We start from the raw sequence: 25,469 nt of genomic DNA on the forward strand, positions 1-25,469 counted from the left end.
CGGGACGAGTGCCTGACTGCGGGGTGATGCACGATGCAGAGCCGCTTCCGGAGCGACCGGCGGCTGACCGTACGCATGGGTCTCACGCTGTTCCTGCTCGGGCTGTTGTACGTGGGTTTCGTCGCCGCGCTGATCGTGCTGCTGAAGTCCTGGGTGATGGTCGCCGTCCTGATCGGCGCGCTGTTCGTGGCGCAGTTCTGGTTCTCCGACCGGATCGCGATGTTCGCGATGCGCGGTCGGGTCGTGGAGCGGGCGGAGTACCCCGGGCTGCACGCCGTGGTCGACCGGCTGTGCGCCCTGGCCGACCTGCCCAAGCCGGTGGTGGCCGTGTCCGCGACGGACATGCCGAACGCGTTCGCGACCGGGCGCAGCGCCGATCACGCGGTGGTCTGTGTGACCACGGGGCTGCTGCGCCGGCTGGAGCCCGCCGAACTGGAGGGCGTGCTGGCGCACGAGCTGTCGCACGTGCGGCACAAGGACGTCGCCGTGATCACGATCGCGTCCTTCCTCGGGGTGGTCGCGGGTCTGGTCGTCCGGTTCGCGTTCTACTCCCAGGTCCTCGGCGGCGGCCGCCGGGACCAGAACACCGCCGCCGTGCTCGCCGCCGTGCTGGGGGTGTCGGCGGCCGTGTACGCGATCAGCTTCCTGCTGATCCGGGCGCTGTCCCGGTACCGGGAGCTGGCGGCCGACCGCGCGGCGGCACTGCTGACCGGACGGCCCTCGACGCTGGCGGCGGCCCTCACCAAGGTCTCCGGGGAGATCGCGAGGATCCCGACGAAGGATCTGCGGACGGCCCAGGCGTTCAACGCCTTCTACTTCACCCCGGCGACCGGCCGGGAGCCCGGCATCGAGCGGTTCTTCGCCACCCACCCGAGCCTGGAGCAGCGGCTCGCTCAGCTGGGCCGGATCTCGGCGGAGCTGGGCGAGGCCGCCACCCCCGGGGGCACGACCCCGGGCACCGGCACCCCGGGGAAGGCGGGCTGACCGTGGGGCTGCTGGACGTCCTGCTGGGCCGTACGAAACCGGTCGCGCCCGACCTGGACCAGCTGTTCGCGCTGCCGGCGGCGGCCGTGACGCTTGAGGCGGCGGCCGGTTTCACGCCCACCGGCAGCGGAGCGGTGTGCTTCGCCACGGTGGAGGGGGCGGCCTTCGAGCAGACGCACCGGGAGGTGCAGGCGCTGCTGGACGCGGACGCCGACCGCACCGGGCCGCCGGTCGAGCCGAGCCGGGACGGCTACGGCTACTCCTGGCTGGTGTCCCGGCGCTCCCCCGGCCGGCTGCCCGATCTGGTCAACGACCTGCACGCGGTGAACACCTCGCTGGAGGCCAACGGCTTCGGCCCGCAACTGCTGTGCTCCGTGGCCTACTTCCGGGACGACGCCGGCCGGCGGCCGGCGCTCGTGTACCTCTACAAGCGCGGGACCTTCTACCCTTTCGCCCCGCTGCCCGGAGCCGCCGAGCGGCGGGACACCGCGCTGGAGCTGCAGCTGGGGGCCATGCTCGGGGACGACCTGCGGATCGAGCCGGACCTGGGGCGCTGGTTCCCGCTGTGGGGCGCCCCCGGCCTGTGACGGCCGGTGACGCCCTCCCTCACCTCGCGCCGGGCCGCTCACGGCGGTAGCGGCGCTCCCACTTGGCCTGCCGGTCCCGGCGCTCCCGGTACGCCCGGTAGCTGTCGGGCAGGGCGCCGGAGCCGGCGGGCGGGGACGCGGCCGGGCGTGTGCCGGGCGGGGCCGGGCTCGTACGGGGCGAACCGCGACCGTGCGTCGCGTACAGGTACAGCAGGGCGACGGCGGCGAGCCACCAGAGACGGTTCCCGATTCCGAGGATCACCAGGACGACGGTCCCGGTCGCGAGAATGCCACGCATGACGGACCTCCGTGGGGTGAGTGGGGGTGGAAGGAGTGGAAGGAGTGGAGGGCGGGTGTGCGGGTGTTTCGCCTCCGTTCGCCCAGCGTAGGGAGGGCGTGACGGCCGGTGCATCCCGTTTTCCGGCTGCGGCGGGCCGGGCGTGAGTGGCCCGCAGGGACGAACCCACCGCTTCCGGCTACCGGTACGACGGCGAAACGCTCGGCGGAGTGGGCGCGGGCCCGCCCGGCCGGGCCACGGCGGTCCTGCCGCACGGCGCGGGCAACGGCAGCGAGGAGCGGCTGCTGCCGTTCGTCTCCGACGTCGCCGGCCGGAGCTGCCACGCCCTGGCGTTCGACTTCCGGCCCTCCTCGGTGCCGAACGGGACCTCCCGGGCCTCGGGCGTGTACACGGCGGGTGCGCGCAGGCCCACCGCCGCCACCCGGCGCCCGTAGTGCCGTACCGGATCGGCCACCGTCTGCCCGCCCCCACCGCTGAAGCCGACCAGCACCAGCGGACCGCCGGCGGCACTCCCCCGCCCCGGGGGCGTTCCGCTCGTACGCGGGCCGGGCGGTGCCGGCCGTAGCGGGCACCGCCACGATCGTCCCACCGGCGGTGACGGCGGCCGTCCAGGAGGCGCTGCCGGACGGCAGCCGGTTCACCCGCCTCGGGCTCCCCCAAGGCGGACCACTTCCCGGGCATGTGGTTACGCGACCACGCCGAGGACCGGAAGGCGTTCGTGACGGCCCTGCTGGACGAGCGGCCCCGGCGGGGCACGGTTGTCGGTGGCATCGGCGACCATGGACGGCACGGGAGCGTGGACCCGGGGAGGCGGACATGACGCGAGAACGGCGGCACATCGGCACGGAAGAGCGGCGGGCGCGACTGGCCCTGCGGCACCGCCTCGCCGGTACGGCACGGGCCGCCACCCCCGAGCAGGTCGCGGACTCACTGGTGGCCCTGCACGGCACCGACCCGGCGACGGTGCACCTGGCGGTGGCCGCCCGGCTCACCGACCCCGCGAAGGCGGTCGCCGAGACGGAGCGGGCGCTGTACGAGGACCGCACGCTGGTGCGGATGCACGGCATGCGGCACACGGTGTTCGTGTTCCCGGCCGACCTGACGGCCGTCGTCCACGCCTCGACGGGTCTGGCTGTGGCCGCCCGTGAGCGGGCGAGCCTGCTGCGGGCCATGGCGGCCGCCGGTGCCCCGGACGCGGCCTGGCTGGCGGAGGTCGAGGAGGCCACGCTGGCCGCGCTGGCCCGGCGCGGCCAAGCCACGGCGGCGGAGCTGGCGGCGGACGAGCCGCGCCTGCGCGAGCAGTTCCTCTACGCGGCCGGGAAGAGCTACGAGGGCGTCCACACGGTGTCGACCCGTCTGCTGCGGGTGCTGGGCGCGGAGGGCAAGGTGGTCCGGGGCCGGCCGCTCGGCTCCTGGACGTCCGGTCGGTTCCGCTGGGCGCCGGCGCCGCCCCATCCCGAGCTGGACGTGGCCGAGGCCCAGGCCGCCCTGCTGCACCGCTGGCTGCGCGCGTGCGGGCCGGCGACCGAGGCGGACCTGAAGTGGTGGACCGGGTGGAGGATCACCGAGGTCCGCCGCGCGCTGGCCGCGATCGACGCCGAGGAGGTGGCGCTGGACGAGGGCACGGGGTACGTCGCCGACGGCGACACGGCGCCGGTGGCGGCCCCGGAGAGGCCGTGGGCGGCGCTGTTGCCCGCCCTCGACCCGACGGCCATGGGCTGGCGGCAGCGCGACTGGTATCTGGCCCCCGCGCTGCGTCCCCTGCTCTTCGACCGCAGCGGGAACGTGGGCCCGACGGTGTGGTGGAACGGCCGGGTGGTGGGCGGCTGGGCGCAGCGCGCGGACGGCGAGATCGTGTGGCGGATCCCCGAGGCGGGCGTCCGCCGGGAGGCCGCGGGCGCGGTCGAGGCGGAGGCCGGGCGGCTCGGGGACCGGCTGGGCGCCACCCGGGTCACCCCGCGCTTCCGTACGCCGCTGGAGCGGGAGCTGACGGCATGACGGCCGGGTGCCGGGTGCTCCGCACCCGCGCGGGGCACCCGGCACCGCGGGCGGCTCAGCGCGAGTAGCGCATCAGCGCCCGGACCATGTGGCACGTGGTGTCGGACGGGGAACGCATGCCGATCCGCTCGGCCGTGCCCCGGATCGTCTCGTTCCGGGCCTGGTCCGGGAGGTACACCCCGGAGTCGAGCAGGGCTATGGCGAGGCGCATGGCCTTCAGGCGGCGGTTGTGCGTGACGTACCACTCGCGCGGCCGTCCGGCCGGCAGCGGTCGCTTCGCCGCGGGCTCGTAGGGCGAGTCGAACAGCACGGAACGCCGGGCGGTGGACTGGGTCGGCAACGGCTTCGGCTTCAGGGCGGCAGCGGGCACAGGCATCCTCCTGTCGCGGTCAGGCAGCCGCCGGGGTCCCGGCGGCTCCCTCGAACACTGCTCCCAGTCTACCGGCGGGCACTGACAATCGGGGGTGCCCGGGAGGAGGCAAAGCCGCAGGTGAGTACCGGATTTGGCGGGCTGTCACAGGCGGTGGAGACGAGGCGGGCGAGGTGTCGTGAATTCGAACAGGAGGCGATGCCGAGTACCGTGTCCCGCATGGAGATCTGGATCAACCCCGCGTGCTCGAAGTGCCGTAGCGCGCTCAGCCTGCTGGATGCCGAGAAGGCCGACTACACCGTCCGCCGCTACCTGGAGGACGTGCCGAGCCAGGACGAGATCAGGGCCGTGCTGGAGCGGCTGAACCTGGAGCCGTGGGACATCACCCGCACCCAGGAGGCGGACGCGAAGGAGCTGGGGCTCAAGGACTGGCCGCGGGACGCGGACGCCCGGGACCGGTGGATCACCGCGCTCGCCGAGCACCCCAGGCTCATCCAGCGCCCGATCATCACCGCGGACGACGGAACGGCGCTGGTGGCCCGCACCGAGGAGGCCGTACGGGAGGCCCTCGCCCACAGCGAGAGCTGAGCGTGGTTCAACTCGCTTGTGACGCAGGTTACTTCACGGACTCCGGCGACCACTGAGCAGCCTCGTTCGGTATCTCGTACATAGCGGCGTACGCTCCCCTACCTCTTCAGGAGGCGCGCATGTCGCGCAGGAGAACTGCCGGTACGAAGAAGAAGATCGCGCTGCTCGTCAGTGCCGCGGCGGTGGCGGGCGGCGGGGCTTTCGCGCTGGCGTCCACCTCGAACGCCGCGCAGAGCCCGCACGACGCCAAGACGCTGTCGGCCGGGAACTCGACGGTGTGCCAGGGGCTGGCCACGGCCCTCGGCAACAACGAGAAGTTCATCGCGGACCAGAAGGCGAAACCGGACGCCCAGTCCGCGGCCCGGATCGCCAACCGCGAGAAGGTCATCGAACAGATCGAGGTCCAGCAGAAGGCGGCGGGCTGCACCGTTGGGGAGTCGGCTCAGGACTCCCAGGCGGGGCAGGGCGGCAACGCCGGGCAGGGCGCGGGACAGCAGGCCGGAGGCGCTCAGCAGGGCAACGGGCAGCAGGCGGGCGGTGCCCAGCAGGGCGCCGGACAGCAGGCCGGAGGCGCTCAGCAGGGCGCCGGGCAGCAGGCCGCCGGCGAGCAGGTCTGCAAGGGCTCCACCGTGACCCTCTCCGGCGAGGGCGGCGCCCCGGCGGCGTCCAGCAACCAGTTCCCGGCGGGGACGACCCTGAAGGTCACCAACCTGGACAACAACAAGTCCACGACGGTGAAGGTCACGTCCGTCTCCGGCAGTTGCGTCCTGCTCAACAACGCGGCCTTCGAACAGGTCCGGGAGGCCGGGAAGTTCCTCATCCGCCGGGCTGTGATCGAGAAGGTGGGGTGAGGTCGGGCCGGCGACCGCGACGGGGGTGGCGGTCGCTGGCTGTCCCATACCGCGGCACCGCCCGCCTCACCATGTGAGACACGACACAAGAGCGCCAGGTAACACGGGGTTCACATACGAGCAATGGACGGGAAACGGCCCGTTGACAGGCTGCCCGGCAGATCGAGCGGCGCACCGGTGCCGCCGCGCCGCAGCACCCGCGACGACGAGTGAGCCCGCCCCACCCCCGAAGGAAGTGGCCCCGTGACCTTCAAGGCCGAGTACATCTGGATCGACGGCACCGCGCCGACGGCCAAGCTGCGTTCCAAGACGAAGATCATCACGGGTGCCCCGGCCGGTCTCGACGCGCTGCCCGTCTGGGGCTTCGACGGCTCCTCCACCAACCAGGCCGAGGGCCACAACTCGGACCGCGTGCTCAAGCCGGTCTTCACCTGCCCGGACCCGATCCGCGGCGGTGACGACATCCTCGTGCTGTGCGAGGTCCTCGACATCGACATGACCCCGCACCGCTCCAACACCCGAGCCGCGCTGGCCGAGGTCGCCGAGCGGTTCGCCGCGCAGGAGCCGATCTTCGGCATCGAGCAGGAGTACACCTTCTTCGAGGGCTCCCGCCCGCTGGGCTTCCCCGAGAACGGCTTCCCGGCCCCGCAGGGCGGCTACTACTGCGGTGTCGGCGCCGACGAGATCTTCGGCCGTGACGTCGTCGAGGCCCACCTGGACAACTGCCTGAAGGCCGGCCTCGGCATCTCCGGCATCAACGCCGAGGTCATGCCGGGCCAGTGGGAGTTCCAGGTCGGCCCGCTCGCCCCGCTGGAGGTCTCCGACCAGCTGTGGGTGGCCCGCTGGCTGCTGTACCGCACCGCCGAGGACTTCGGCATCTCCGCGACCCTGGACCCCAAGCCGGTCAAGGGCGACTGGAACGGCGCGGGCGCGCACACCAACTTCTCCACCAAGGCGATGCGCGAGGGCTACGACGCCATCATCACCGCCTGCGAGTCCCTCGGTGAGGGCTCCAAGCCGCTGGACCACGTCAAGAACTACGGCGCCGGCATCGACGAGCGTCTGACGGGCCTGCACGAGACCGCTCCCTGGGACCAGTACTCCTACGGCGTCTCCGACCGCGGCGCCTCGGTCCGCATCCCGTGGCAGGTCGAGAAGGACGGCAAGGGCTACATCGAGGACCGCCGCCCCAACGCCAACGTCGACCCGTACGTCGTGACCCGCCTGCTGGTGGACACCTGCTGCTCCGCCCTGGAGAAGGCCGGCCAGGTCTGATCCGCCCGGCTCCGCCGAGGGGCGCCCACCGTCACGGTGGGCGCCCCTCGCGCGCGTCGTGCCCCGCCCGCACCCCGGCGTTGTCCGGGGAGTGAGACGGCGTTCCGGTCAGGGCCGGGCCACGGCAGGCCGCTGACCAGGCTGGGGAGCCGGGTTCGCGGAGGGACGCGCCGTCAGTTCTCCGCCGGGGAAGCGTCCAAGCAGTGAGAGGAGGCTCCTGCCCGGCGCGCGCCTCTGCTTCAATGGCCTCATGGCCGGCTTCCAGAAGATCACAGCGACGGGTCGTCACGACCTCGAGCCGTTCTGGCCTTCCCGTCAGCACCACGACTTCGACCGTGTGTGTTGCCGCGCGACGAACGCGCGGGCCCTCTAAAGCCGTACACCTCCGGCCTTCGGCCAGCGCGGAACGACGTACGTCCTCCGGCGCGCCCGACCACGAATCGCGGCCGCCGCTCCTCCCGACGAACTCCTCGCGCGAAAGAGCTGACCTCCCATGGCGACCTCTCGTACCCTCTCCACCGCCACCCTGGCCACCCCCGCCCCGAACGGCACCCGGCACCGGCTGCGCGCCGTCGACCGGGACGAGGACTGGGGACTCCCCTCCTCGGACGAAGTCGAGAGCCCGGCAGACGACGTCACCCGTTTCCTGCCGCCGGGTGCCACCTGGCTGCCCGCGCCGCAGCACACCCTGCCCGCCCTGCCGGGCCGGCCTCCGATGGTCGGCTACCTGGTGCTGGTCCCGGCCGGCCAGCGGCCCCCGTTCCTGCCGGCCGCGGTCCCGGACCAGCCCGGCAGCGGGACGGAGGCCGGCTCCGAGCCGCTGGTGCGGATCGACACCGGGCAGCGCACCGCCAGCGTCGACGGCCGCGAACTCGACCTGACCTACCTGGAGTTCGAGCTGCTCGCCCATCTGGTCGCGCACCCGCACCGGGTGCACACCCGCGACCAGCTGGTCTCCACGGTGTGGGGGTACGGCCATGTCGGTGACGGCCGCACCGTCGACGTGCACATCGCCCGGCTGCGCCGCAAGCTGGGCGCCGAGCACCGGCAGACGATCCGGACGGTGCGCCGGGTCGGCTACAAGTACATCCCGCCGACCGGCCGCTGACCGTTCTGCCCTCGGCAGAGTCCCGCGCCACCACGGCCCCGGACCGGGCACGATCCGGGCATGAGACTTCTCGTGCTGGGTGGAACGGAGTTCGTGGGGCGGGCCGTCGTGGAGGCCGCGCTCGGGCGCGGCTGGGAGGTGACCGTCTTCCACCGGGGACGGCACGAAGCCCCGGCCGGGGTGCGGTCGCTGCACGGTGACCGCACCGCGCCCGACGGTCTCGCCGCCCTCGCCGCGGACCGCGGTGACGGCTGGGACGCCGTGGTCGACACCTGGTCCTCCGCCCCGCGCGCCGTGCACGAGGCGGCCCGGCTGCTGCGCGGCCGGGCCGGGCGGTACGCGTACGTCTCCAGCCGGTCGGTGTACGTCTGGCCCTGGCCGCGCACGGGCGCCGAGGACGCCCCGCTGGTCGAGGGCGCCGCGGACGCCGGTCCGACGGACTACGCGGCGGACAAGCGCGGCGGCGAACTGGCCGCCGTCGGCGCCTTCGGCGCGGCGGACTCGCTGCTGGTCCGGGCCGGGCTGATCCTCGGCCCGTACGAGAACGTGGGCCGGCTGCCCTGGTGGCTGACCCGGATCGCCCGCGGCGGCCCGGTCCTCGCCCCCGGCCCGCGCGAACTGCCGCTGCAGTACGTCGACGCGCGGGACCTCGCCGGCTGGCTGCTCGGCGCGCTGGAGCGGGGACTGTCCGGGCCGTACGACCTGGTCGGCCCGCCCGGACACGCCACCATGGGCGAACTGCTCCAGGCCTGCCTGCGGGTCACCGGCGCGGACGCGGAGCTGCGCTGGACGGACCCGGAGACGGTCCTGGAGGCCGGGATCGAGCCGTGGACCGAGCTGCCGGTGTGGGTGCCGCCGGGTGGCGAGATGTACGACGCCGTGCACGGCGCGGACGTCTCCCGGGCGGTGGCGACGGGGCTGGTGTGCCGGCCGGTGGGCGAGACCGTCGCGGACACCTGGCGGTGGCTGGCCCGGCTCGGGGGCACCGCGCCCCTGCGTCCGGACCGCCCCCGCATCGGCCTGGACCCGGAGGTGGAGGCGAAGGTGCTGGCGAAGGTGTCGGCGGGGGCCGGGGGTGTACCTGGCACCACCCTCCGGAAGGGGTCCTCGGACGACTGACCCGGCCGCGGCCGTCGGCAAGACTGGCGGCATGCACACCGACAAAGACACAGCCGCCTTCGCGGCCCGGGCCAGGGAGGCGGTGCTGGCCGCCGTGCAGGGGCTCGTACTGGCCCTCGTGGTACTGCCGTGCGGCATGGCGTTCCTCGTCCTCACCCTCCTCTCCGTCGTGCTGATACCGCTCGGCGTCGGTCTCTTCACCACCCCGGCGGTCCTCACCGGCGTCCGGGCGCTGGCGGACACCCGCAGGAGGCTCGCGGAACAGTGGTGCGGGATCCGGATCCCGGCGGTGTACCGGCCGCTCCCGCAGAGCGCCAACCCGTGGACGCGCACGGTCGCGCTGCTCGGGGACCCGCAGGTGCGGCGGGACGTGCTGTGGCTGCCGGTGGACATGACCGCGGGCTTCGTCACCGCGCTGACGCCGGCCGTGCTGGTGCTGTACCCCTTCGAGGGCTTCGCACTGGCGGCCGGGCTGTGGCGGGCGTACGTCCCCGCCACGGGCGACCCCTACTGGTACGGCTTCGTGCCGGTCACCGGCCAGGTCACGGCCCTCGTGGCGGCCGCGCTCGGCGCCCTCGTCCTCGCCGGCACCTGGCGCTACGTCCCGCGCCTGCTCGCCGCGCACTTCCGGCTCACCCGGGCGGTGATCGGCGCCTCCCACGCGGCGCTCGCCGAGCGGGTCCAGGTGCTGACCGAGACCCGGCGGGACGCGGTCGACACCTCGGCCGCCGAGCTGCGCCGCATCGAACGGGACCTGCACGACGGGGCGCAGGCCCGGCTGGTCGCCATGGGCATGGACCTCGGCACCATCGAGATGCTGGTCGAACGGGACCCGGCGCAGGCGAAGAAGCTGCTCGCGCAGGCCCGCCGGAACTCCGCCGAGGCCCTGGAGGAGCTGCGCGACCTGGTGCGCGGCATCCATCCGCCGGTCCTCGCCGAACGCGGGCTCGGCGACGCCGTCCGGGCACTGGCGCTCCGGCTGCCGCTCGCCACGGAGGTCACGGTGGAGCTGCCCGGCCGTGCGGAGGCACCGGTGGAGTCGGCGGCCTACTTCGCGGTGAACGAGGTGCTCACCAACGCGGTCAAGCACTCCGGCGCCGACCGGGTCTGGGTCGACGTGCACCACACCGAGGGCCGGCTGCGGGTCACCGTCACCGACAACGGCCGGGGCGGTGCGGTGGTCGGGGCGGGTTCGGGACTCGCCGGGATCGAGCGCCGGCTCGGTACATTCGACGGGGTCCTGGCCGTCAGCAGCCCCGCCGGCGGTCCCACCATGGTGACCCTGGAGATCCCGTGCGTGTTGTCCTAGCCGAAGACCTCTTCCTGCTGCGCGACGGGCTGGTGCGGATGCTGGAGGCGTACGGCTTCGAGATCGCGGCGGCCGTGGAGTCCGGCCCGGAACTGGCCCGGGCGCTGGAGGAGTTGCGGCCCGACGTCGCGGTGGTCGACGTACGCCTGCCGCCGACGCACACCGACGAGGGCCTGCAGTGCGCGCTCGCGGCCCGGCGGGCGCGGCCGGGGCTGCCGGTGCTGGTCCTCTCCCAGCACGTGGAGCAGCTGTACGCGCGCGAGCTGCTCGCGGACGGCACCGGCGGGGTCGGCTACCTGCTGAAGGACCGGGTGTTCGACGCGGAGCAGTTCATCGACGCCGTACGGCGGGTGGCGGCGGGCGGTACGGCGATGGACCCGCAGGTGATCCAGCAGCTGCTGTCCCGGCGGTCGGCCGGCGCGACACCGCTCGACCGTCTCACCCCGCGTGAGCGGGAGGTGCTGGAGCTGATGGCGCAGGGCCGGTCCAACGCGGGGATCGCGGCGCAGCTCGTGGTGACGGAACGGGCGATCGCCAAACACACCTCCAACATCTTCGCCAAGCTCGGACTCGAGGTGTCGGACGACGACAACCGGCGCGTGCTCGCGGTCCTCGCCCATCTGGACCGGGACCGCTGACCCGTCAACTCCCTGTTTCGGGAAGGAATTTGTGAGAACGGTGAACACCTCCGGGACGGCGTCCGTATGTAGGGGCGCCGCTTCACTCCTGTCGGGCGCCTCGATGCTGCCCCGCAAGGAAGTCAGAGGAGTTCCATGGGACGCAACACACGAAAACGCCGCACGCCGCTGGCCACCAAGGCCATAGCCGCATCGGCGGCCCTAGCGCTCGGTGGGGGCGGGCTGATCTGGGCGAACTTCTACGCCTCGGCGCACGAGTCGAACAACCAGTCGTGGGGAGGCAACTCGACCAAGGCCGCGACGGCGCAGGTCGCGACCATCTCCTGCCCGGACGTCGGCCAGAAACTGACGAACGTGCCGAACCGGGCACGCCGGGGTGTGGCGACGGAGCTGGCGAACCTCGACAAGCAGATCACCGAGGCCTACAACCGGCTCGCCTCCACCCGGGACGCCCAGACGAGGGACGCGAGCTTCGTGCAGAACGCGATCGTCGGCCCCCTCAAGGAGAAGCGGGCGGCGACGATCGACCGGATCCGGATCGACATCCAGCGGGTCGGCGGTTCCTTCGACAACGCGCTCAAGCAGCTCGCCTCCTGCACGACGCAGACCGCCAACCAGACGAACGCCGGCGGCCAGCAGGGCGGTCAACAGCAGGGCGGCCAGCAGCAGAACGGCGGCCAGCAGCAGGGCGGTCAGCAGCAGGGTCAGAACGGGCAGCAGGGGAACATCGGCGGGCAGGCCGGCAACGGCCCGGTCGCGGCCGACTTCGTCGACATCACCAAGGTGGCGCCGAACGTCCAGGGCAAGCCGCGCAGGACCGGCAACGCCTCGACCGGTACGTTCACCACGCGCTGCGGCGTGAACGCCAACAAGAACTTCAACACCGACAACGTGATCGTGGCGCCCGGCGTGACCAACGGCGCGCACCACCTGCACGACTACGTCGGCAACCAGAAGATCAACGCGTTCGCCAGCAACAACACGTTCCTCCAGGGCGGCACCAGCTGCCAGAACCGCAGCGACCTGTCGTCGTACTACTGGCCGGTGGTCCGCGTCCAGGACGGCACGCAGGACTTCGACCAGAACAGGGACGGCGGCGGCAAGGAAGGAAACGTCGGCCGCATCCTGACCCCGGTCCAGGCCCAGATCAAGTACGTGGGCAGCCCGGCGAGCAAGGTCGTCCCGATGCCGCAGTTCCTGCGCATCATCACCGGTGACGCCAAGACCACGACCAACGGTCTGGCGAACGCCAACGCGCACTGGAGCTGCACCGGCTTCGAGAACAGGGTGCAGCTGACGCAGCAGTACCCGATCTGCCCGCAGGGCAGCAAGGTGGTGCGGACGTTCGCCTTCCAGAGCTGCTGGGACGGGCAGAACGCCGACAGCGCCAACCACCGCACCCACGTGGCGTTCGCCGACCCGGCGAGCGGTGTGTGCCCGAACGGGTTCAAGGCGATCCCGCAGCTGACCATGCGGCTCGTCTACAACATCAACCCGCCGACCGTGCAGAACGGCCAGGTGAAGAACGCCTACGCGGTGGACGGCTTCCCGGAGCAGCTGCACAAGGCGGCCACGGACCACGACGACTTCATCAGCGTCACGAAGAACGGTCTGGCCAACAAGATCGCCAACTGCATCAACCGCGGTCAGAACTGCGCGTGAGCCCCGCCCCGCGCCCCTGACAGAAGGCCGGTGACGAGACCCCCCTCCCGTCACCGGCCTTCGCCGTGTCCCCGGTCGTCAGCCGCTGTGCGCGGCGCCGTGCGCGTGGTGGTCGACGCCGTCCTCCAGGTCGCCGCCGAGCGTGCCGCGCAGCGCCTTGACCACCCCGTCGTCGCCGACGGCGACCCATTTGCGGCCGACCAGGTAGTGACCGCCGTAGTCCTTCGCGTCGTTGATCCACTCGCGCTGGCCGCGGTCGGTGGCGAAGGTGGCGAGGATGAAGCGGCCGTCGGGGTTGCGGCAGATGGCCTGGCGGATCTCGTCGGCGTCGGTCTGCATGTTCGGCCGGCACTTCACCTCGGCGGCCAGAAGCTCCAGGCTGCCGGTGGCGGTGGGCGGCACCGCGTCGGTGTGCCCCCCGCCCGAGCCGCACCCCGCCAGCGCGAGCAGGGCCACTGCGCCGAGCGTCAGTCGCGTCAACCTCATCTGTTCCTCCGGTCCTGGTGTGCCAGCATGCCCCAGCCCCTTCGGATACGGCTCCCGCGCGCGGTGCGCTCAAACCGGTGACCGGGCACGCGACGGACGCCCGGGCCCCCGGGGGTGAACCACCCGTCCGGCGGTGACCAACCACCGCCTCGCTCGTTCTCCCGGACGTGCAGTCACAGGATGTATCCCAGCGCCACGCACCCCACTCCGCCCGCGGCACCGGCACGGTCGACGTCGAACAGGCCGAGGCCGCGCTCGTGGAGCACTACCCCCGGCTGGTCCGGCTCGCCTACCTGGTGCTGCCGCCGGGGCTCGGCCGCAGCCGCCGGGTGCTGACCGCACACGCCCTCGCCCAGCGCGCCCTGCCCCGCGGCCGCAAGCAGCCGGCCGTGCTCCCGGCGCAGGCCTCGGGCCGGCAGGACGACCCGGGGTACGCCTGCCTGCGCGAGCGGGTGCTGCGGGCGGCCCTGGAGGCGGCCCGCCCCCGCAAGGGTCTGACCCGGCTCGTCCAGCTGCCGCCGTCGCTCCCCCAGGTGTGGGGGCTGAGGCTGTTCCCGCGCTCGGGCGGTGCCGACGAACTCGCCCTGGACCAGCGGCTGTCCGCCCTGTCCGCCCCGGCCCGCGCCGCCTACGTCCTGCGCGGCCTGGAGCAGCTGGCCGACCCGGACGTCCGCGACATCCTCGCGGCCGCCGGGGTGACCGACCCGGGCGGCGCGCTGGCCTCGGCGAACGGTGTGCCCGCCCAGCCCGGGCTGCTCTCCTCCCCCGAGTTCGACCCGTGCTCGCTGCAGGCCCGGCCCACCGATCTGATGCGCCGCCGACAGCACACCAAGGCCGCCCTGGCCGCCGCCGCGGCGCTCGCGGTGTGCGGCGCACTGGTCGTCCTGCCGGGTGGCGGCTGGGGCCCCGACGGCGCCGCCGCGCCCTCCTACGCCGAGAACCCGGCCGCCGAGGCCGCCCTCGACCCCGGCAGGCTGACCCGCGTCTCCCCCACCGCCTGGCGCACCTCGGCCCGCACCGACTTCTCCGTGTGGCCGGCGCGCGGACCGCTCACCGGTGACAAGGCCCTGCTGCGCCGCGCCCTCGCGGTGTGGGCCCGCCCCGGGGAGACGGTCCGCGTCTCGGCGACCCCCGGCACCCAGACCGGCGGCCCGGCCGGCCCGCCGCAGCTGCTGTACGCGGGCGAGGTCGACGCCGCCCGGGTGGTGGTCCTCTACGACGGCCTGCGCGTCGCCCGCTACGCCGAGCCGAAGAACGGCACCCAGGGCGCGGCCCTGGACTTCGCCCGGGTCGACGGCGCGACCGGCGCCGGGGCGAGCGCGCTGGTGCTGGGCCGCTCCGACGGCAACGTCCGCTATCTGACGGCTCCCTGGGTGACGAGGGCGGCCCGGCGGGACCTGACGAAGCCGGACGCGGCCGCGACACCGCTCACCCTCTCCGACGGGGTCACCGCGCCGCTGGCCAGCTCCGCCCTGCAGCCCGGCAGCTGCACGTCGTGGACGGTGCTCCAGCTGACCGACGCCTCCGGTACGCGGCTCACGACCGACCTCGGCGAGCTGGTCCCGGCCCACCTCACGGCCGGCCGGCCCGGCTCGGCCGGGGAGGCCTCCGGCGTGGAGGGGCTGCGCACCTGGGCGCCGTTCGCCTGCTCCCTGTCGGCGGAGCGCTCGTCGGGCGTCCGAAGCGTGAACGCGTGGGCGTTCGCCGTGCAGCCCCTGCCCGCGGGCGGCGGGTCCGCCGCGTGGGTGTGCACCCGGGCGGAGACCTGGCGCGGCGACGGCACGGCCGCGCTGGCACAGTTCCGCACGCCGGGCGGGGCGGCCGGGGCGGTCGTCGCCAAGGGCACGGACGTGCCGGCCTGTGGGCCGCGTGACCCGCACGTGCTGGCCGGGGTGCTGTGGAAGTCGGCGGCGGGGAGCTGGTACCTGCTGGCGGCGGGGAGCAGGGACACGGTGTCGATCCGGGCCACGGGCGGGGTCACCGCGTCGGCACCGGGGCAGTTGCTGGCGGCGAAGGCGGAGCAGGGTGCGCGGGCCGATCTGAAGGGCACTCTGGCGGGTGGCCGGGAGATCAGCGGGCTGCACTAGCTGACACTGGCGTCAACAAGGTGGCGCGCGGGGCTTCTCAGCGCCCCTACCCATCAGTACATTGACGCCATGTCCAACACGCACACCCGGGTGCCGCTCACGGCACGCAAGGTGTCCTTCTCCTGGGACGGCACGCCGCTGCACTGGGTGCCGGGGGATCCCCTCACCACGCACACCATCAACGTGCTGCACCTGCTGCTGCCCGCCGGTGAGCGCTGGTTCGTGCACGTGTACAAGCAGGTGCTGCCGTACATCCGCGACGAACGGCTCCGTGAGGACGTCATCGGGTTCATCGGCCAGGAGGCGATGCACTCCCAGGCCCATGACGAGGTACTGCCCCACCTCCGGGAGCAGGGGCTCGACCCGACGCCGTACACCGCGCAGGTCGACTGGTTCTTCGAGAAGCTGCTCGGCGACCGGACCCTGCCGCCGGGCCGGCCGCGCCGGTGGTGGCTGATGGAGCGGGTCGCGCTCATCGCGGCCATCGAGCACTACACGGCGTTCCTCGGCAACTGGGTGCTCAACGCCGACGAGCTGGACCGGCGCGGCGCCGACCCCACCATGCTGGACCTGCTGCGCTGGCACGGCGCCGAGGAGGTCGAGCACCGCTCGGTCGCCTTCGAGCTGTTCCTGCACGTCGACGGCGGCTACCGTCGGCGCGTGCGCACCTGGGCCACCGCCTTCACGGCACTGGTGTTCCTGTGGCAGCGCGGCACGCGGTTCTTCATGGAGAACGACCCCACCCTGGTCGACGGCAAAGCCTCGCTGAGGGAAATCCACGTCCGCGGCCGGCAGGGCCTGCTCCCCTCGACCGGTGACATCGTCCGGTCCGTCCCCCGCTACCTGAGCCGCGGATACCATCCCTCGCAGGAGGGCGACACCGAGCAGGCCGTGGCCTACCTGGCCGCCTCCCCCGCGGCCACGGCGGCGGAGCGGAGGGCCGCGTGATGCCGAAGCCGCGTACCCTCGCGCTCGTGGCGGCCGCCGTGCTGCTGACCCGGAGCGCCCTGCGCCGCCGTATCCGCCTCTCGCCGCTGTGGCCGCTGCCCGCGCTGGAGGAGCCCACGTCGGGCCGGCCGCGCTCACGGGCCCTGCGGCTGCTGGTCACCTCGCACGAGACGGTGGCCGACGGGGTCGTCCGGCTCCGGCTGGAAGGCCGGGACCTGCCGGGCTGGGAGCCCGGCGCGCATCTCGACCTGGTGCTGCCGTCGGGGCTCGTCCGGCAGTACTCGCTGTGCGGCGACCCTCAGGACACCTCCTCGTACACCGTCGCGGCCCGGCTGGTCGAGGACGGCCGGGGCGGCTCGCGCGAGGTGCACGAGCAGGTGGCGGAGGGCACGGAGCTGGAGGTGCGGGGGCCGCGGAACCGCTTCCCGCTGGTCGACGCGGAGTCGTACGTCTTCGTCGCCGGCGGGATCGGGATCACCCCGCTGCTGCCGATGCTGCGGGCGCTTCCGGACGACGCCGACTGGCGGCTGCTGTACGCGGGACGCACGCGGGCCTCGATGCCGTTCCTGGAGGAGGTCGGGAAGCTGGGCGGTGACCGGGTGACCGTGGTCGAGGGGCGGCCCGATCTCGACGCGCTGGAGGTGCCCGAAGGGGCCGCCGTCTACTGCTGCGGTCCAAAGGGGCTGATGGCGGCCGTCGCGGAACGCTTCCCGGACGTCCGTCTCGAACGGTTCGCGCCCGGTGCGCCGGCCGGCGGCGACACCGCGTTCGAGCTGGAACTGCGGCGCAGCGGGCGGACGTTGACCGTGCCGGCCGGTTCCACCGTGCTGGACGCCGTACGCGAGGAGCTGCCGGACACCGCCTACTCCTGCGCGCAGGGGTTCTGCGGGACCTGTCAACAGCGGGTGCTGGAGGGGGAGGTCGACCACCGGGACGAGCTGCTGACGGACGCCGAGCGCGGCGACTCGATGCTGATCTGCGTGTCCCGGTCCCGGAGCGACCGCCTGGTCCTGGACATGTGAGCACCGGCGAACGCGTGAGCAGCGGTCACATGTGATCACGGGGCGGCCGGATTCGATCGGTAAAGTGTTCGCATGAGTTCCGGGGTTCGCCGCAGGATGGGCGTCGAGGAGCGTCGGCAGCAGCTGATCGGTGTCGCTCTCGACCTGTTCAGCCGACGCTCGCCCGACGAGGTCTCCGTCGACGAGATAGCCACGGCGGCGGGCATCTCACGCCCGCTCGTCTACCACTACTTCCCGGGCAAACTCAGCCTGTACGAGGCCGCCTTGAAGCGTGCCTCGGAGGATCTCGCGAGCCGGTTCGACGAGCCCCGCGAGGGCCCGCTCGGCGCCCGGCTGCTCCGGGTGATGGGCCGCTTCTTCGACTTCGTGGACGAGCACGGCCCCGGTTTCTCGGCGCTGATGCGCGGCGGCCCGGCCGTGTCCGTGGGCGGAGCCCACTCGATGAGCCACGTGTCCACGACGAACGCGCTCATCGACTCCGTACGACAGGCCGCCCATGACCAGATCCTTTCGCACCTGGGCGTGACCGAGGCGTCCCCGCGCCTGGAGCTGGTGGTGCGGTCCTGGATCTCGCTCGCCGAGTCCACGGCGCTGATCTGGCTGGACGGCCGGCGCATCCCGCGCGCCGAACTGGAGCTCCAGCTGGTGCACGACTTCGCGGCGCTGGCCGCCGTCAGCGCCGCCTACGACGAGGACATGGCCGTTCTGCTCCGCTCGATGGTGGAGGAGGAGCCGGCCGACGGCCCCTTCGCGGACTTGGTCGGCCGGCTCGTCGCGCTCGGTTCCTGAGCGGTCGCTAGCGGTCGTACTTCCGGTACGACGGATCGAGGTCCTGGACCTCTGCGGAGGCGTGCAGGGCGAACGCCCCGTCCGCCACGTGCCTGCCGAGCAGTTCCAGGGCCGTCTCCGTCAGCTTCGCCTTCGCCTCCTCGCTGCGGCCGGCGAGGAGCCCGATCGTCACGTGCACGACGGCGTGCCCGCGCGCCCCGGGATCCTCGTACCCGAACACGGTGTACGCGCTCGGCCGGAACTGCGTCTTGCAGGCCTCCGGCTTCGCCGCCGCGATCTCCACGGTCGCCTCGTGCAGCGCCCGGGCGAAGCCCTCGCGGTCGAAGGCGTCCTCCATGAGGTCGGAGTAGTCGATGGTGATCTGCGGCATGCGCACTCCCGTTCTACGGCAACGGCCTCACCCTAGTTCCCCGCCCGGGTGAACACGGCCACGGTCCGCGCCGGGACGGTGAACGTGCCCGAACCGGCCGCGTAGGCGGAGGTCTTCACCGTCTCGTCGGCACCGGCCGCCTGCACCGGGTGCAGCCGGTAGTGCTCCCCGGCGAGCGCGGGGATCCGCTGGTCCTGCCGGTCGGGGGTGGCGTTGAGGACGACGACCAGGTCACCCAGGGTCATGGTGATCACGCCGGGCGTCTCGCCCGTGCCGGACAGCGGGAAGGAGAGCCGCTCCTGCACCCGTGCGGCCGTGCCCAGCGAGAACGCCTTCTCGGTGGTGCGGATCCTCAGCAGGTCCCGGTAGGCGGCCGAGGCACCGGTGATCTGCGGGCAGCCCACCTTCACCGTGCTCAGCAGCGGCCCGGCCCGGTCCCACTTGGACCGGTTGTCGGCCGCCGGGGGCAGCCCGCGCCCGAAGCCGTTGCCGTCGGCGCAGTTCCAGTGGATGGCGTTGAACCAGTCCCCGCTGTCGAAGGAGTTGCGGTCCAGCGACTTGGAGCGCAGCAGGTCGGTACCGGCCTGGGACAGCGCCGGGCCCTGGGAGAGGGCGGCCGTGGCCATCGCGAGGACCTGCATCCGGGCCCGGTCGGAGGCGGAGGTGTCCTTCGGCAGCTTGTAGGCCAGCGCGTCGAACAGCGACTCGTTGTCGTGCGCGTCCACGTAGGCGAGGGCGTCGCCGGGTGCCCGGGCGTAGCCGGCGGGTGCGCCGTTGTAGTCGACCCGGGCGCCGGTGACCTCCTTGCCGCCGCTGTCCGTGAACCGGTACCCGGCCAGGTTGCCGGTGAGACCGACCTTGATCAGGTCCTGGTAGTGCAGCAGGCGCGCCTTCTGCTCGTCCTTCGTGCCGTTGGCCGTGGACCCGTTGGGGTCGGTGTACAGCCCGGAGGCGAAGCCCTGGACACCGGGGTCCTCGTCGAAGGGGCCGCCGCCGCGCACCGCGTCCCGGGCGCGGTCGGAGAAGGTGGCGATGCCGGTGCCGGCCATGTTCTTCTGCGTGGCCTGCACGAACCGGGCGTCGTCCGCGACCTCGCCGAAGTTCCAGCCCTCGCCGTACAGGATGATCTTCTTGCCGTCGACGCCGTCCTTGCGCAGGGTCAGCGCGTCCAGGGCCTTGCGCACGGCCAGGATGTTGGCCTTGGGGTGGTGGCCCATGAGGTCGAAGCGGAACCCGTCGACCTTGTACTCCTTCGCCCAGGTGACGATCGAGTCCACGACCAGCTTGCCCATCATGGCGTTCTCGGGCGCGGTGTTGGCGCAGCAGGTGCTGTTCGCCACCGAGCCGTCGGCGAGGAGCCGCTGGTAGTAGCCGGGCACGATCCGGTCCAGCACGGAGGTGTCCGCCTGACCGCTCGCCGCCGTGTGGTTGTAGACGACGTCCATGACGACCCGCAGGCCGTCCTGGTTGAGCGCCTGCACCATCTCGCGGAACTGGACGGTACGGGCCGTGCCGTCCGGGTCGGTGGCGTAGGAGCCCTCCGGGACCGTGTAGTGGTACGGGTCGTAGCCCCAGTTGTAGGCGTCCTTCGCGGCGGTCTTCGCCACGCACTCCTGCTGCTTGTCGGAGTCGGCCGGGTAGGAGGCCAGGTCGCAGTCCGGGGTCGCCTGGTCGGCCTTCTTCTCGGGGATGGTGGCGATGTCGAAGGCGGGCAGCAGGTGCACGTACGACGTCCCGGCCCCGGCCAGCGCCCGCAGGTGCTTCGAGCCGTCGCTGTCCTTGTCGGTGAAGGCCAGGTAGGTGCCCGGGTGCTTGGCGGTGCGGTCCTCGACGGAGAAGTCCCGGATGTGCAGCTCCTGGATCTGCGCGTCCCTCAGCGGTACGGCCCTGGGCTTGCGCAGGGACGTCCAGCCGGCCGGCGCGAGGGACGGGTCGTCCAGGTCCACGACCAGGCTGCGCCCGGAGTTCGCGGTGAGCGCGACCGAGTAGGGGTCGGTGACCTTGTTGGTGACGAGCTTGCGGACGCTGGGCGCCCACACCTTCACGACGTACCGGTAGGGCTTGCCCTTCCAGGACGCGGGGCCGGTGACGGACCAGACGCCGGTGCCGGCGTCCCGGTGCATCCGCACGGTCTTGCCGTCGAGGTCGAGGTGCACGGACTGGGCCGTCGGCGCCCAGACGGAGAGGGTGGGCCTGCCGTCGTGGAAGACCGGGCCGAGCTTCGCCTTGGTGGCGCCGGGGTAGAGGTCGTCCAGCACGCCGGCGGTCTGCACGCCGGTCGCGGCCAGCACGGCGCCGTTCGCCGCCCGCTGCGAGGCCACGAGCTGGCCCTGGAGGGCCTCGCGGACCCGGTCCCGGTCGCGCGGGTCCACGGACCAGGCGGTGTAGTCCTTCAGGTGCGGGAACCTCGCCTTCTGCGCGTCGGTCAGCGTGGTCTTCCCCAGCCGGAGCCAGCGCTCGTCGTCGCTGGTCAGCGTCCCGTCCTTGACGGTGATCGAGCCGTCACGGGAGTACAGCAGCTGGGTGGAGGCGGCGCCGTCGACGCCGTTCCAGGCGAGGGTGTCCCGGTCGATCCAGACCGCCTTGGAGGTGGTCGGGTCCAGCGCGGCGGCGCTGCCGGCCGGCTGGGGCAGCAGGTACTGCTCCTGGCCGTTCAACAGCCAGACCTCGTTGCCGGCGGCCTTGAGGTCGAGGGACCGGTCGGCCGGGAACTCCTTCTCGTCGCCCTTGTGGATGATGTAGCTGAGGCTGGTGGCACCCTCGGTGAGCGGCACCTCGAAGACCGCGCCATAGGCATCAGTCTTCACCGGCTTGAGCGGGTTCGACCAGTCGGTGGGGTGCGCGGCCCCCGTCCAGACGTGCAGGCCCCAGCCGTCGTAGTCGCCGTCGGCGCGGTGGTAGTGCAGGACGGCCCTGGTCCTGTCCTGCGCCGGGTGGTCGGGCCGCTCGGTGAGGACGTCCGCCTTCCCCTGCTCGATCCACACCTCGCCCGTCCTGGTGACGTCGATGCTCCGGTCGGCGGAGACGTCCTTGGTGCCGTCCTTGTCGATGACCAGGAAGCCGACGTTCGAGGCGCCGGGCCTGAGCTTGACGTAGGCGAAGGCGCCGTAGGCGTCCCTGCCGGTGAAGGGGTGGCTGGCCGGCCAGTTCGTGGCCTCTCCGTCGGCGAGGTCGCCCCAGGCGTACAGGCCCCAGTCGGCGTAGTCGCCGTCGGTGCGCTTGTAGTGGACGATCGCGTAGTCCCGGGAGGAGGCGGTGGGGACCTCGGGGGCGGGCGGGGTGCCGGTGGTGCTGTCCGCCAGGGCGCTCGCGGTGTGCCCGGCCGTGTCGACGACGACGGCCTTGTAGCGCAGGGCGGTGCCGGCGGGGACGTCCCTGCCGAGGGTCTGGGTGACCTGGTAGGGGGCGTGGTCGGCGGAGCCGAGCGTCTTCCACGGCCCGTTGCCGACCTGGGCGGCGAAGACGACCCGGTTGAGCTGTCCGCCGTCGACGCCGGCCTTCACGACGGCCGTCCCGGTGGCACCGGCGGCCGGTGCGGTCAGGGTGATCGTCGGCTTGGTGACCGGTCCGGCGAGGGGGCCGGCGGCCTTGTAGACGACGGCGGAGCCGGCCGGGACGGTGACGGTGAGCTTCCGGTCGCCGTCGGACGTCAGCCGGCCGGTGGCTCCGTAGACGCCCTTGTACGACCTGTCCGCGGATCCGGTCGCGAACGTCGCCGTCTTCTCGGAACCGGCGTTGTTGAAGGCGACGACGTACTCCTGGCCCGTCCGGGCGTCCGTGCGCGTGAAGGCGTAGACACCGGGTCCGTCGGCCGCGTACCGCTCGGTCTGCACACCGTCGGTCAGGGCCGGCTCGGCCTTGCGGAGCTTCGCGAGCGCGGCGATCTGCCGGTACAGCGGGGCCCGGGTGTCGTAGGCGGCTCTGGCGTGGGTGCGGTCGGTGCCGATCTCGTCGTCGTCCAGGTAGTCGGCGACCTGGGAGGCGAACATGGTCTGGCGGGCGTCCTTGTCGCCGCCGGAGCCGGTGAAGCCCTGCTCGTCGCCGTAGTAGACGACCGGGTTGCCCCGGCTGAGGAACATCAGCTCGTTGGCGAGCCGGTCCTTCCTCAGGATCTCGGCGTCGGTCGCCTTCGGGTCGTCCTGCTTCAGGAAGTACCCGATGCGGCCCATGTCGTGGTTGCCGAGGAAGGTGACCTGCTCGTAGGCGTTGGCCTTGTCGGTGGTGTACCGGTAGTCGTCACCGAAGACGCTCGCGAGCCTGTGCGCGCTGCCGCCCTGGGAGGCGTAGGCGCGGGCCGCGTCCTGGAAGGGGAAGTCGAGGGTGGCGTCGAGGCGCCCCTGGGTGACGTACGGGGAGGTGACGGCGGTGTCGGCGGAGTAGACCTCGCCGAACATGAAGAAGTTCCTCCGCCCGCGCTCGGCCGCGTACCGTTCCAGCGCGGTCGCCCACTGGGTCCAGAACTCCATGTTCACGTGCTTGACGGTGTCGATGCGGAAACCGTCGACGGCGAAGTCCTTCACCCACCGCTCGTAGATCTTCTCCATCCCGTGGACGACCTCGGGACGCTCGGTCCACAGGTCGTCCAGGCCGGAGAAGTCGCCGTAGGTGGCGGACTCGCCCGCGTAGGTGGAGTCGCCCCTGTTGTGGTACATCGTCGGGTCGTTGAGCCAGGCCGGGACCTTGCTCCTGCTCGCGGTCTTCGGGGTGTAGGGGAAGGAGGCGCCGGACACGGCCGGGAAGGCGCGGCCGCCCTTGGCGTAGTCGGCGTCGTCGAAGGGCCTGCCGTCCTCCGTGAGGTAGGGGAAGGCGCCCTTGGACAGGTAGTCGTACGACTTCTGCTCGTAGTCGACGACGTCGGCGGTGTGGTTGGTGATGACGTCGAAGAAGACCTTCATCCCCTTGGCGTGGGCCTTGGAGATGAGGTTCTTGAGGTCGCCGTTGGTGCCGAAGTGCGGGTCGACCTGCGTGAAGTCGGTGATCCAGTAACCGTGGTAGCCGGCCGAGGCGTTGCTGCCGGTGCCCTGCACCGGGCGGTTCCTGAAGATCGGCGCCAGCCAGATGGCGGTGGTGCCGAGCCCCTTGATGTAGTCCAGCTTCCCGGTCAGGCCCTTGAGGTCGCCGCCCTGGTAGAAGCCCTTGTCGGTGGGGTCGTAGCCGGTGGCGAGGCGGGAGCCGGTGAGGCCGCCCCGGTCGTTGGACGCGTCGCCGTTGGCGAACCGGTCCGGCATGACGAAGTAGAACTGCTCGCGGGTGTCGTCGTGCCGGGCGGGTACGGCGGCGAGCTTCGCGTCCGAGGGGGGCGCGGGCGGGGTGGCGGCGCGGGCGGCCGGCACCTGGACCAGGGCTGCGGCGAGGGCCATGCCGGTGACGGCGGCGGCCCTTCTGCGATACGGCGTACGGCGCGTGCGCGGCGCCGGCCATCTCGGTATCACGGGTCGTGACTCCTAGGATTGCGGCTGACAGTTGCAGCAAGATGCGTGAAACCTCCGGCAAGAGGTTTCACGCACCGTCAGACGGTGGGTCAGCAGCTCGACTTGCCGGCGTAGAGCGCGAGTGCCGTGTTCGAGCCGAGGGTCGCGGTGAACTGTCCGCTGGAGTTCACGCTGACCGTGGTGTTGTTCTGGACGTTGCAGTACGTCCCGGCGGGCAGGGACGTCTGGTAGGTGCGGGTCAGCGACGAGGACTCGTGGTTGATCGCCACGTAGCCCTTGCCGCCCCGGCCGAACGCGATCGCGTTGTTGCCGTTGTCCCACCAGTTACCGACCGCCTGGCCGCGGGTCGCGTTGCGGAAGGCGACCATCGACTTGATCTCGGGCCAGGCGTGCTGGCACTTCCAGCCGTCCTGCCAGCAGGCGTTCACCTGGCCGCCGTTCGGCGGACCGGCGTCGGCGTCCGACCACTCGTAGCCGGAGTTGACGTCGGGGGCGCCGTAGGGCCAGGCCAGCATGAAGACGTTGGCCAGCGTGTAGGCGGCGCCGCTCTTGTAGTTCAGGGTGCTGCCGTTGCGCTCGGTGTCGTGGTTGTCCACGAAGACACCGGCGGACGAGCTGCCCAGGTAGCCCCAGCCCTCGCCGTAGTTGCCGAGGTAGGCGAGCTTCTCGCTGGTGAAGACGCGCTTGAGGTCGTAGGCGTAGCGGAACTCCTGGACGTCTCCGTTGCCGGTGTACTCGGAGGGCTGGACGGCCTCGCCCGACCCGTAGATGACCTCCTGCTTCCAGTAGACGGACGGGTTGGTCAGGCGGCTCTTGATGTTGGCCAGGTCCCCGGCGGGTATGTGCTTGGCCGCGTCGATGCGGAAGCCGTCGACACCGAGGCCGAGCAGGTCGTTCATGTAGCCGGCGATCGTCTTGCGGACGTACTCCTCGCCGGTGTCCAGGTCGGCGAGGCCGACGAGTTCGCAGTGCTGCACGTTCCAGCGGTCGGAGTAGTCCGACACCTGGGAGGTGCAGTCGTCGAAGTCGTGGGAGGAGTACAGGCCCGGGTAGTCGTACTTGGTGTACGACGAGCCGCCGGTGCCGGTGCCGGAGCCCGCCGACATGTGGTTGACGACCGTGTCGACCACGACCTTGACCCCCGCCGCGTGGCAGGTGTCCACCATGTTCCGGAACGCCGTGCGGTCGCCGAGGCGTCCCGCGATCTTGTACGACACGGGCTGGTACGACGTCCACCACTGCGAGCCCTGTATGTGCTCGGCGGGCGGGGAGACCTGGACGTAGCCGTAGCCGGCGGGGCCGAGGGTGTTGGTGCACTCCTTGGCCACCGAGGCGTAGTTCCACTCGAAGAGGACGGCGGTGACGTCCTTGGTGCCGGGCGGGGAGGCCTCGGCGGTAGTCGGGGTCATGCCAATCAGAGCGGCCGCTGTGAGGGCTGCCGCCGCGGGGAGTGCTCTGCGTGCCATGGGTGGGGCCCTTCGACGTTGAAGGTGGCAGGGACCGCTGAAGCCGCTTGCTGAAATCTTTCAGCAAACTTGCGGTGACGCA

Annotated in this window: 22 protein-coding genes; 16 read left to right on the forward strand and 6 right to left on the reverse strand. The window is 72.4% G+C overall.

The window, feature by feature from the left end; genetic code table 11:
- Positions 1-33 precede the first annotated feature (33 nt).
- Together htpX and pspAB are read left to right on the forward strand one after the other, a co-directional pair.
- Positions 34-984 carry a zinc metalloprotease HtpX gene (gene htpX / locus ACZ7N4_RS01355; RefSeq protein ID WP_471352486.1) on the forward strand — a complete coding sequence of 317 codons (951 nt, stop codon included), beginning with the start codon at positions 34-36 and terminating at the stop codon, positions 982-984.
- A gap of 2 nt (positions 985-986) precedes the next feature.
- Positions 987-1,571 (forward strand): PspA-associated protein PspAB, encoded by a 585-nt coding sequence (gene pspAB / locus ACZ7N4_RS01360; protein WP_471352488.1) that lies wholly within the window; start codon positions 987-989, stop codon positions 1,569-1,571.
- Between the two features lie 19 nt (positions 1,572-1,590).
- On the opposite strand, the gene ACZ7N4_RS01365 is transcribed toward pspAB, so the two are convergent.
- The gene (locus ACZ7N4_RS01365; RefSeq protein ID WP_471352490.1) at positions 1,591-1,869 is read right to left on the reverse strand and encodes a hypothetical protein; all 279 of its coding nucleotides are present in this window, start codon (positions 1,867-1,869) and stop codon (positions 1,591-1,593) included.
- Positions 1,870-2,015: 146 nt separating this feature from the next.
- On the opposite strand from ACZ7N4_RS01365, the gene ACZ7N4_RS01370 reads away from it, so the two are divergent.
- Both ACZ7N4_RS01370 and ACZ7N4_RS01375 read left to right on the forward strand, forming a co-directional pair.
- Positions 2,016-2,303 (forward strand): hypothetical protein, encoded by a 288-nt coding sequence (locus ACZ7N4_RS01370; protein ID WP_471352492.1) that lies wholly within the window; start codon positions 2,016-2,018, stop codon positions 2,301-2,303.
- Between the two features lie 382 nt (positions 2,304-2,685).
- Positions 2,686-3,867 carry a winged helix DNA-binding domain-containing protein gene (locus ACZ7N4_RS01375; protein WP_471352494.1) on the forward strand — a complete coding sequence of 394 codons (1,182 nt, stop codon included), beginning with the start codon at positions 2,686-2,688 and terminating at the stop codon, positions 3,865-3,867.
- A gap of 55 nt (positions 3,868-3,922) precedes the next feature.
- Here ACZ7N4_RS01375 and ACZ7N4_RS01380 read toward each other — a convergent pair whose 3' ends face one another.
- Positions 3,923-4,237, reverse strand: a complete 315-nt coding sequence (locus ACZ7N4_RS01380; protein WP_471352496.1) for a hypothetical protein — start codon at positions 4,235-4,237, stop codon at positions 3,923-3,925.
- A 219-nt stretch (positions 4,238-4,456) separates the two neighbouring features.
- On the opposite strand from ACZ7N4_RS01380, the gene ACZ7N4_RS01385 reads away from it, so the two are divergent.
- The 8 genes from ACZ7N4_RS01385 (at position 4,457) to ACZ7N4_RS01420 (ending at position 12,787) form a co-directional block, all read left to right on the forward strand.
- Entirely contained in the window at positions 4,457-4,825 is a 369-nt protein-coding gene (locus tag ACZ7N4_RS01385) for an ArsC/Spx/MgsR family protein (RefSeq protein ID WP_471352498.1), read from the forward strand.
- A gap of 119 nt (positions 4,826-4,944) precedes the next feature.
- Complete coding sequence (locus tag ACZ7N4_RS01390) at positions 4,945-5,676, forward strand: hypothetical protein (protein ID WP_471352500.1); 732 nt, start codon at positions 4,945-4,947, stop codon at positions 5,674-5,676.
- A gap of 243 nt (positions 5,677-5,919) precedes the next feature.
- A complete protein-coding gene (glnII, locus tag ACZ7N4_RS01395; protein ID WP_471352502.1) occupies positions 5,920-6,951 on the forward strand; it encodes a glutamine synthetase in 1,032 nt (343 codons plus the stop codon).
- A 493-nt stretch (positions 6,952-7,444) separates the two neighbouring features.
- Complete coding sequence (locus ACZ7N4_RS01400) at positions 7,445-8,059, forward strand: winged helix-turn-helix domain-containing protein (protein ID WP_471352504.1); 615 nt, start codon at positions 7,445-7,447, stop codon at positions 8,057-8,059.
- A 60-nt stretch (positions 8,060-8,119) separates the two neighbouring features.
- A complete protein-coding gene (locus ACZ7N4_RS01405; protein WP_471352506.1) occupies positions 8,120-9,178 on the forward strand; it encodes an NAD-dependent epimerase/dehydratase family protein in 1,059 nt (352 codons plus the stop codon).
- 31 nt (positions 9,179-9,209) lie between these two features.
- A complete protein-coding gene (locus ACZ7N4_RS01410) occupies positions 9,210-10,487 on the forward strand; it encodes a sensor histidine kinase (RefSeq protein ID WP_471352508.1) in 1,278 nt (425 codons plus the stop codon).
- On the forward strand, positions 10,472-11,125 hold the full coding sequence (locus tag ACZ7N4_RS01415; RefSeq protein ID WP_471352510.1) for a LuxR C-terminal-related transcriptional regulator: 654 nt from the start codon (positions 10,472-10,474) through the stop codon (positions 11,123-11,125). Before ACZ7N4_RS01410 ends, ACZ7N4_RS01415 begins: the two co-directional genes overlap by 16 nt.
- 135 nt (positions 11,126-11,260) lie before the next feature.
- Positions 11,261-12,787, forward strand: a complete 1,527-nt coding sequence (locus ACZ7N4_RS01420; protein WP_471352512.1) for a DUF1996 domain-containing protein — start codon at positions 11,261-11,263, stop codon at positions 12,785-12,787.
- 78 nt (positions 12,788-12,865) lie between these two features.
- Here ACZ7N4_RS01420 and ACZ7N4_RS01425 read toward each other — a convergent pair whose 3' ends face one another.
- Positions 12,866-13,273 carry a hypothetical protein gene (locus ACZ7N4_RS01425; protein ID WP_471352514.1) on the reverse strand — a complete coding sequence of 136 codons (408 nt, stop codon included), beginning with the start codon at positions 13,271-13,273 and terminating at the stop codon, positions 12,866-12,868.
- A 167-nt stretch (positions 13,274-13,440) separates the two neighbouring features.
- Here ACZ7N4_RS01425 and ACZ7N4_RS01430 point away from each other — a divergent pair, with 167 nt between their 5' ends.
- The 4 genes from ACZ7N4_RS01430 (at position 13,441) to ACZ7N4_RS01445 (ending at position 18,119) form a co-directional block, all read left to right on the forward strand.
- Positions 13,441-15,360: a hypothetical protein gene (locus ACZ7N4_RS01430; RefSeq protein ID WP_471352516.1), complete on the forward strand. Its 1,920-nt coding sequence runs from the start codon at positions 13,441-13,443 to the stop codon at positions 15,358-15,360.
- Between the two features lie 69 nt (positions 15,361-15,429).
- The gene (locus tag ACZ7N4_RS01435) at positions 15,430-16,308 is read left to right on the forward strand and encodes a metal-dependent hydrolase (protein WP_471352518.1); all 879 of its coding nucleotides are present in this window, start codon (positions 15,430-15,432) and stop codon (positions 16,306-16,308) included.
- Positions 16,308-17,330, forward strand: coding sequence for a PDR/VanB family oxidoreductase (locus tag ACZ7N4_RS01440; RefSeq protein ID WP_471352519.1), 1,023 nt, complete (start codon positions 16,308-16,310; stop codon positions 17,328-17,330). The genes ACZ7N4_RS01435 and ACZ7N4_RS01440 overlap by 1 nt, the downstream gene beginning before the upstream one ends.
- 72 nt (positions 17,331-17,402) lie before the next feature.
- Positions 17,403-18,119, forward strand: a complete 717-nt coding sequence (locus ACZ7N4_RS01445; protein ID WP_471352521.1) for a TetR/AcrR family transcriptional regulator — start codon at positions 17,403-17,405, stop codon at positions 18,117-18,119.
- A gap of 7 nt (positions 18,120-18,126) precedes the next feature.
- Here ACZ7N4_RS01445 and ACZ7N4_RS01450 read toward each other — a convergent pair whose 3' ends face one another.
- The 3 genes from ACZ7N4_RS01450 to ACZ7N4_RS01460 form a co-directional block, all read right to left on the reverse strand.
- On the reverse strand, positions 18,127-18,489 hold the full coding sequence (locus ACZ7N4_RS01450) for a 5-carboxymethyl-2-hydroxymuconate Delta-isomerase (RefSeq protein WP_471352524.1): 363 nt from the start codon (positions 18,487-18,489) through the stop codon (positions 18,127-18,129).
- A 32-nt stretch (positions 18,490-18,521) separates the two neighbouring features.
- Positions 18,522-23,921, reverse strand: a complete 5,400-nt coding sequence (pulA, locus tag ACZ7N4_RS01455; protein ID WP_471352526.1) for a pullulanase-type alpha-1,6-glucosidase — start codon at positions 23,919-23,921, stop codon at positions 18,522-18,524.
- A gap of 89 nt (positions 23,922-24,010) precedes the next feature.
- A complete protein-coding gene (locus ACZ7N4_RS01460; RefSeq protein WP_471352529.1) occupies positions 24,011-25,387 on the reverse strand; it encodes an alpha-amylase in 1,377 nt (458 codons plus the stop codon).
- Positions 25,388-25,469: the final 82 nt, after the last annotated feature.

It is taken from the genome of Streptomyces sp. NPDC107654 (genome assembly GCF_055639035.1).

Bases quoted from the DNA above. Each gene is read 5' to 3' on its own strand.
- htpX (WP_471352486.1), top strand. From the start codon at position 34: ATGCAGAGCCGCTTCCGGAGCGACCGGCGGCTGACCGTACGCATGGGT.
- ACZ7N4_RS01365 (WP_471352490.1), bottom strand. From the start codon at position 1,869: ATGCGTGGCATTCTCGCGACCGGGACCGTCGTCCTGGTGATCCTCGGA.
- ACZ7N4_RS01375 (WP_471352494.1), top strand. From the start codon at position 2,686: ATGACGCGAGAACGGCGGCACATCGGCACGGAAGAGCGGCGGGCGCGA.
- ACZ7N4_RS01385 (WP_471352498.1), top strand. From the start codon at position 4,457: ATGGAGATCTGGATCAACCCCGCGTGCTCGAAGTGCCGTAGCGCGCTC.
- ACZ7N4_RS01390 (WP_471352500.1), top strand. From the start codon at position 4,945: ATGTCGCGCAGGAGAACTGCCGGTACGAAGAAGAAGATCGCGCTGCTC.
- ACZ7N4_RS01400 (WP_471352504.1), top strand. From the start codon at position 7,445: ATGGCGACCTCTCGTACCCTCTCCACCGCCACCCTGGCCACCCCCGCC.
- ACZ7N4_RS01405 (WP_471352506.1), top strand. From the start codon at position 8,120: ATGAGACTTCTCGTGCTGGGTGGAACGGAGTTCGTGGGGCGGGCCGTC.
- ACZ7N4_RS01410 (WP_471352508.1), top strand. From the start codon at position 9,210: ATGCACACCGACAAAGACACAGCCGCCTTCGCGGCCCGGGCCAGGGAG.
- ACZ7N4_RS01420 (WP_471352512.1), top strand. From the start codon at position 11,261: ATGGGACGCAACACACGAAAACGCCGCACGCCGCTGGCCACCAAGGCC.
- ACZ7N4_RS01425 (WP_471352514.1), bottom strand. From the start codon at position 13,273: ATGAGGTTGACGCGACTGACGCTCGGCGCAGTGGCCCTGCTCGCGCTG.
- ACZ7N4_RS01435 (WP_471352518.1), top strand. From the start codon at position 15,430: ATGTCCAACACGCACACCCGGGTGCCGCTCACGGCACGCAAGGTGTCC.
- ACZ7N4_RS01440 (WP_471352519.1), top strand. From the start codon at position 16,308: ATGCCGAAGCCGCGTACCCTCGCGCTCGTGGCGGCCGCCGTGCTGCTG.
- ACZ7N4_RS01445 (WP_471352521.1), top strand. From the start codon at position 17,403: ATGAGTTCCGGGGTTCGCCGCAGGATGGGCGTCGAGGAGCGTCGGCAG.
- ACZ7N4_RS01450 (WP_471352524.1), bottom strand. From the start codon at position 18,489: ATGCCGCAGATCACCATCGACTACTCCGACCTCATGGAGGACGCCTTC.
- ACZ7N4_RS01460 (WP_471352529.1), bottom strand. From the start codon at position 25,387: ATGGCACGCAGAGCACTCCCCGCGGCGGCAGCCCTCACAGCGGCCGCT.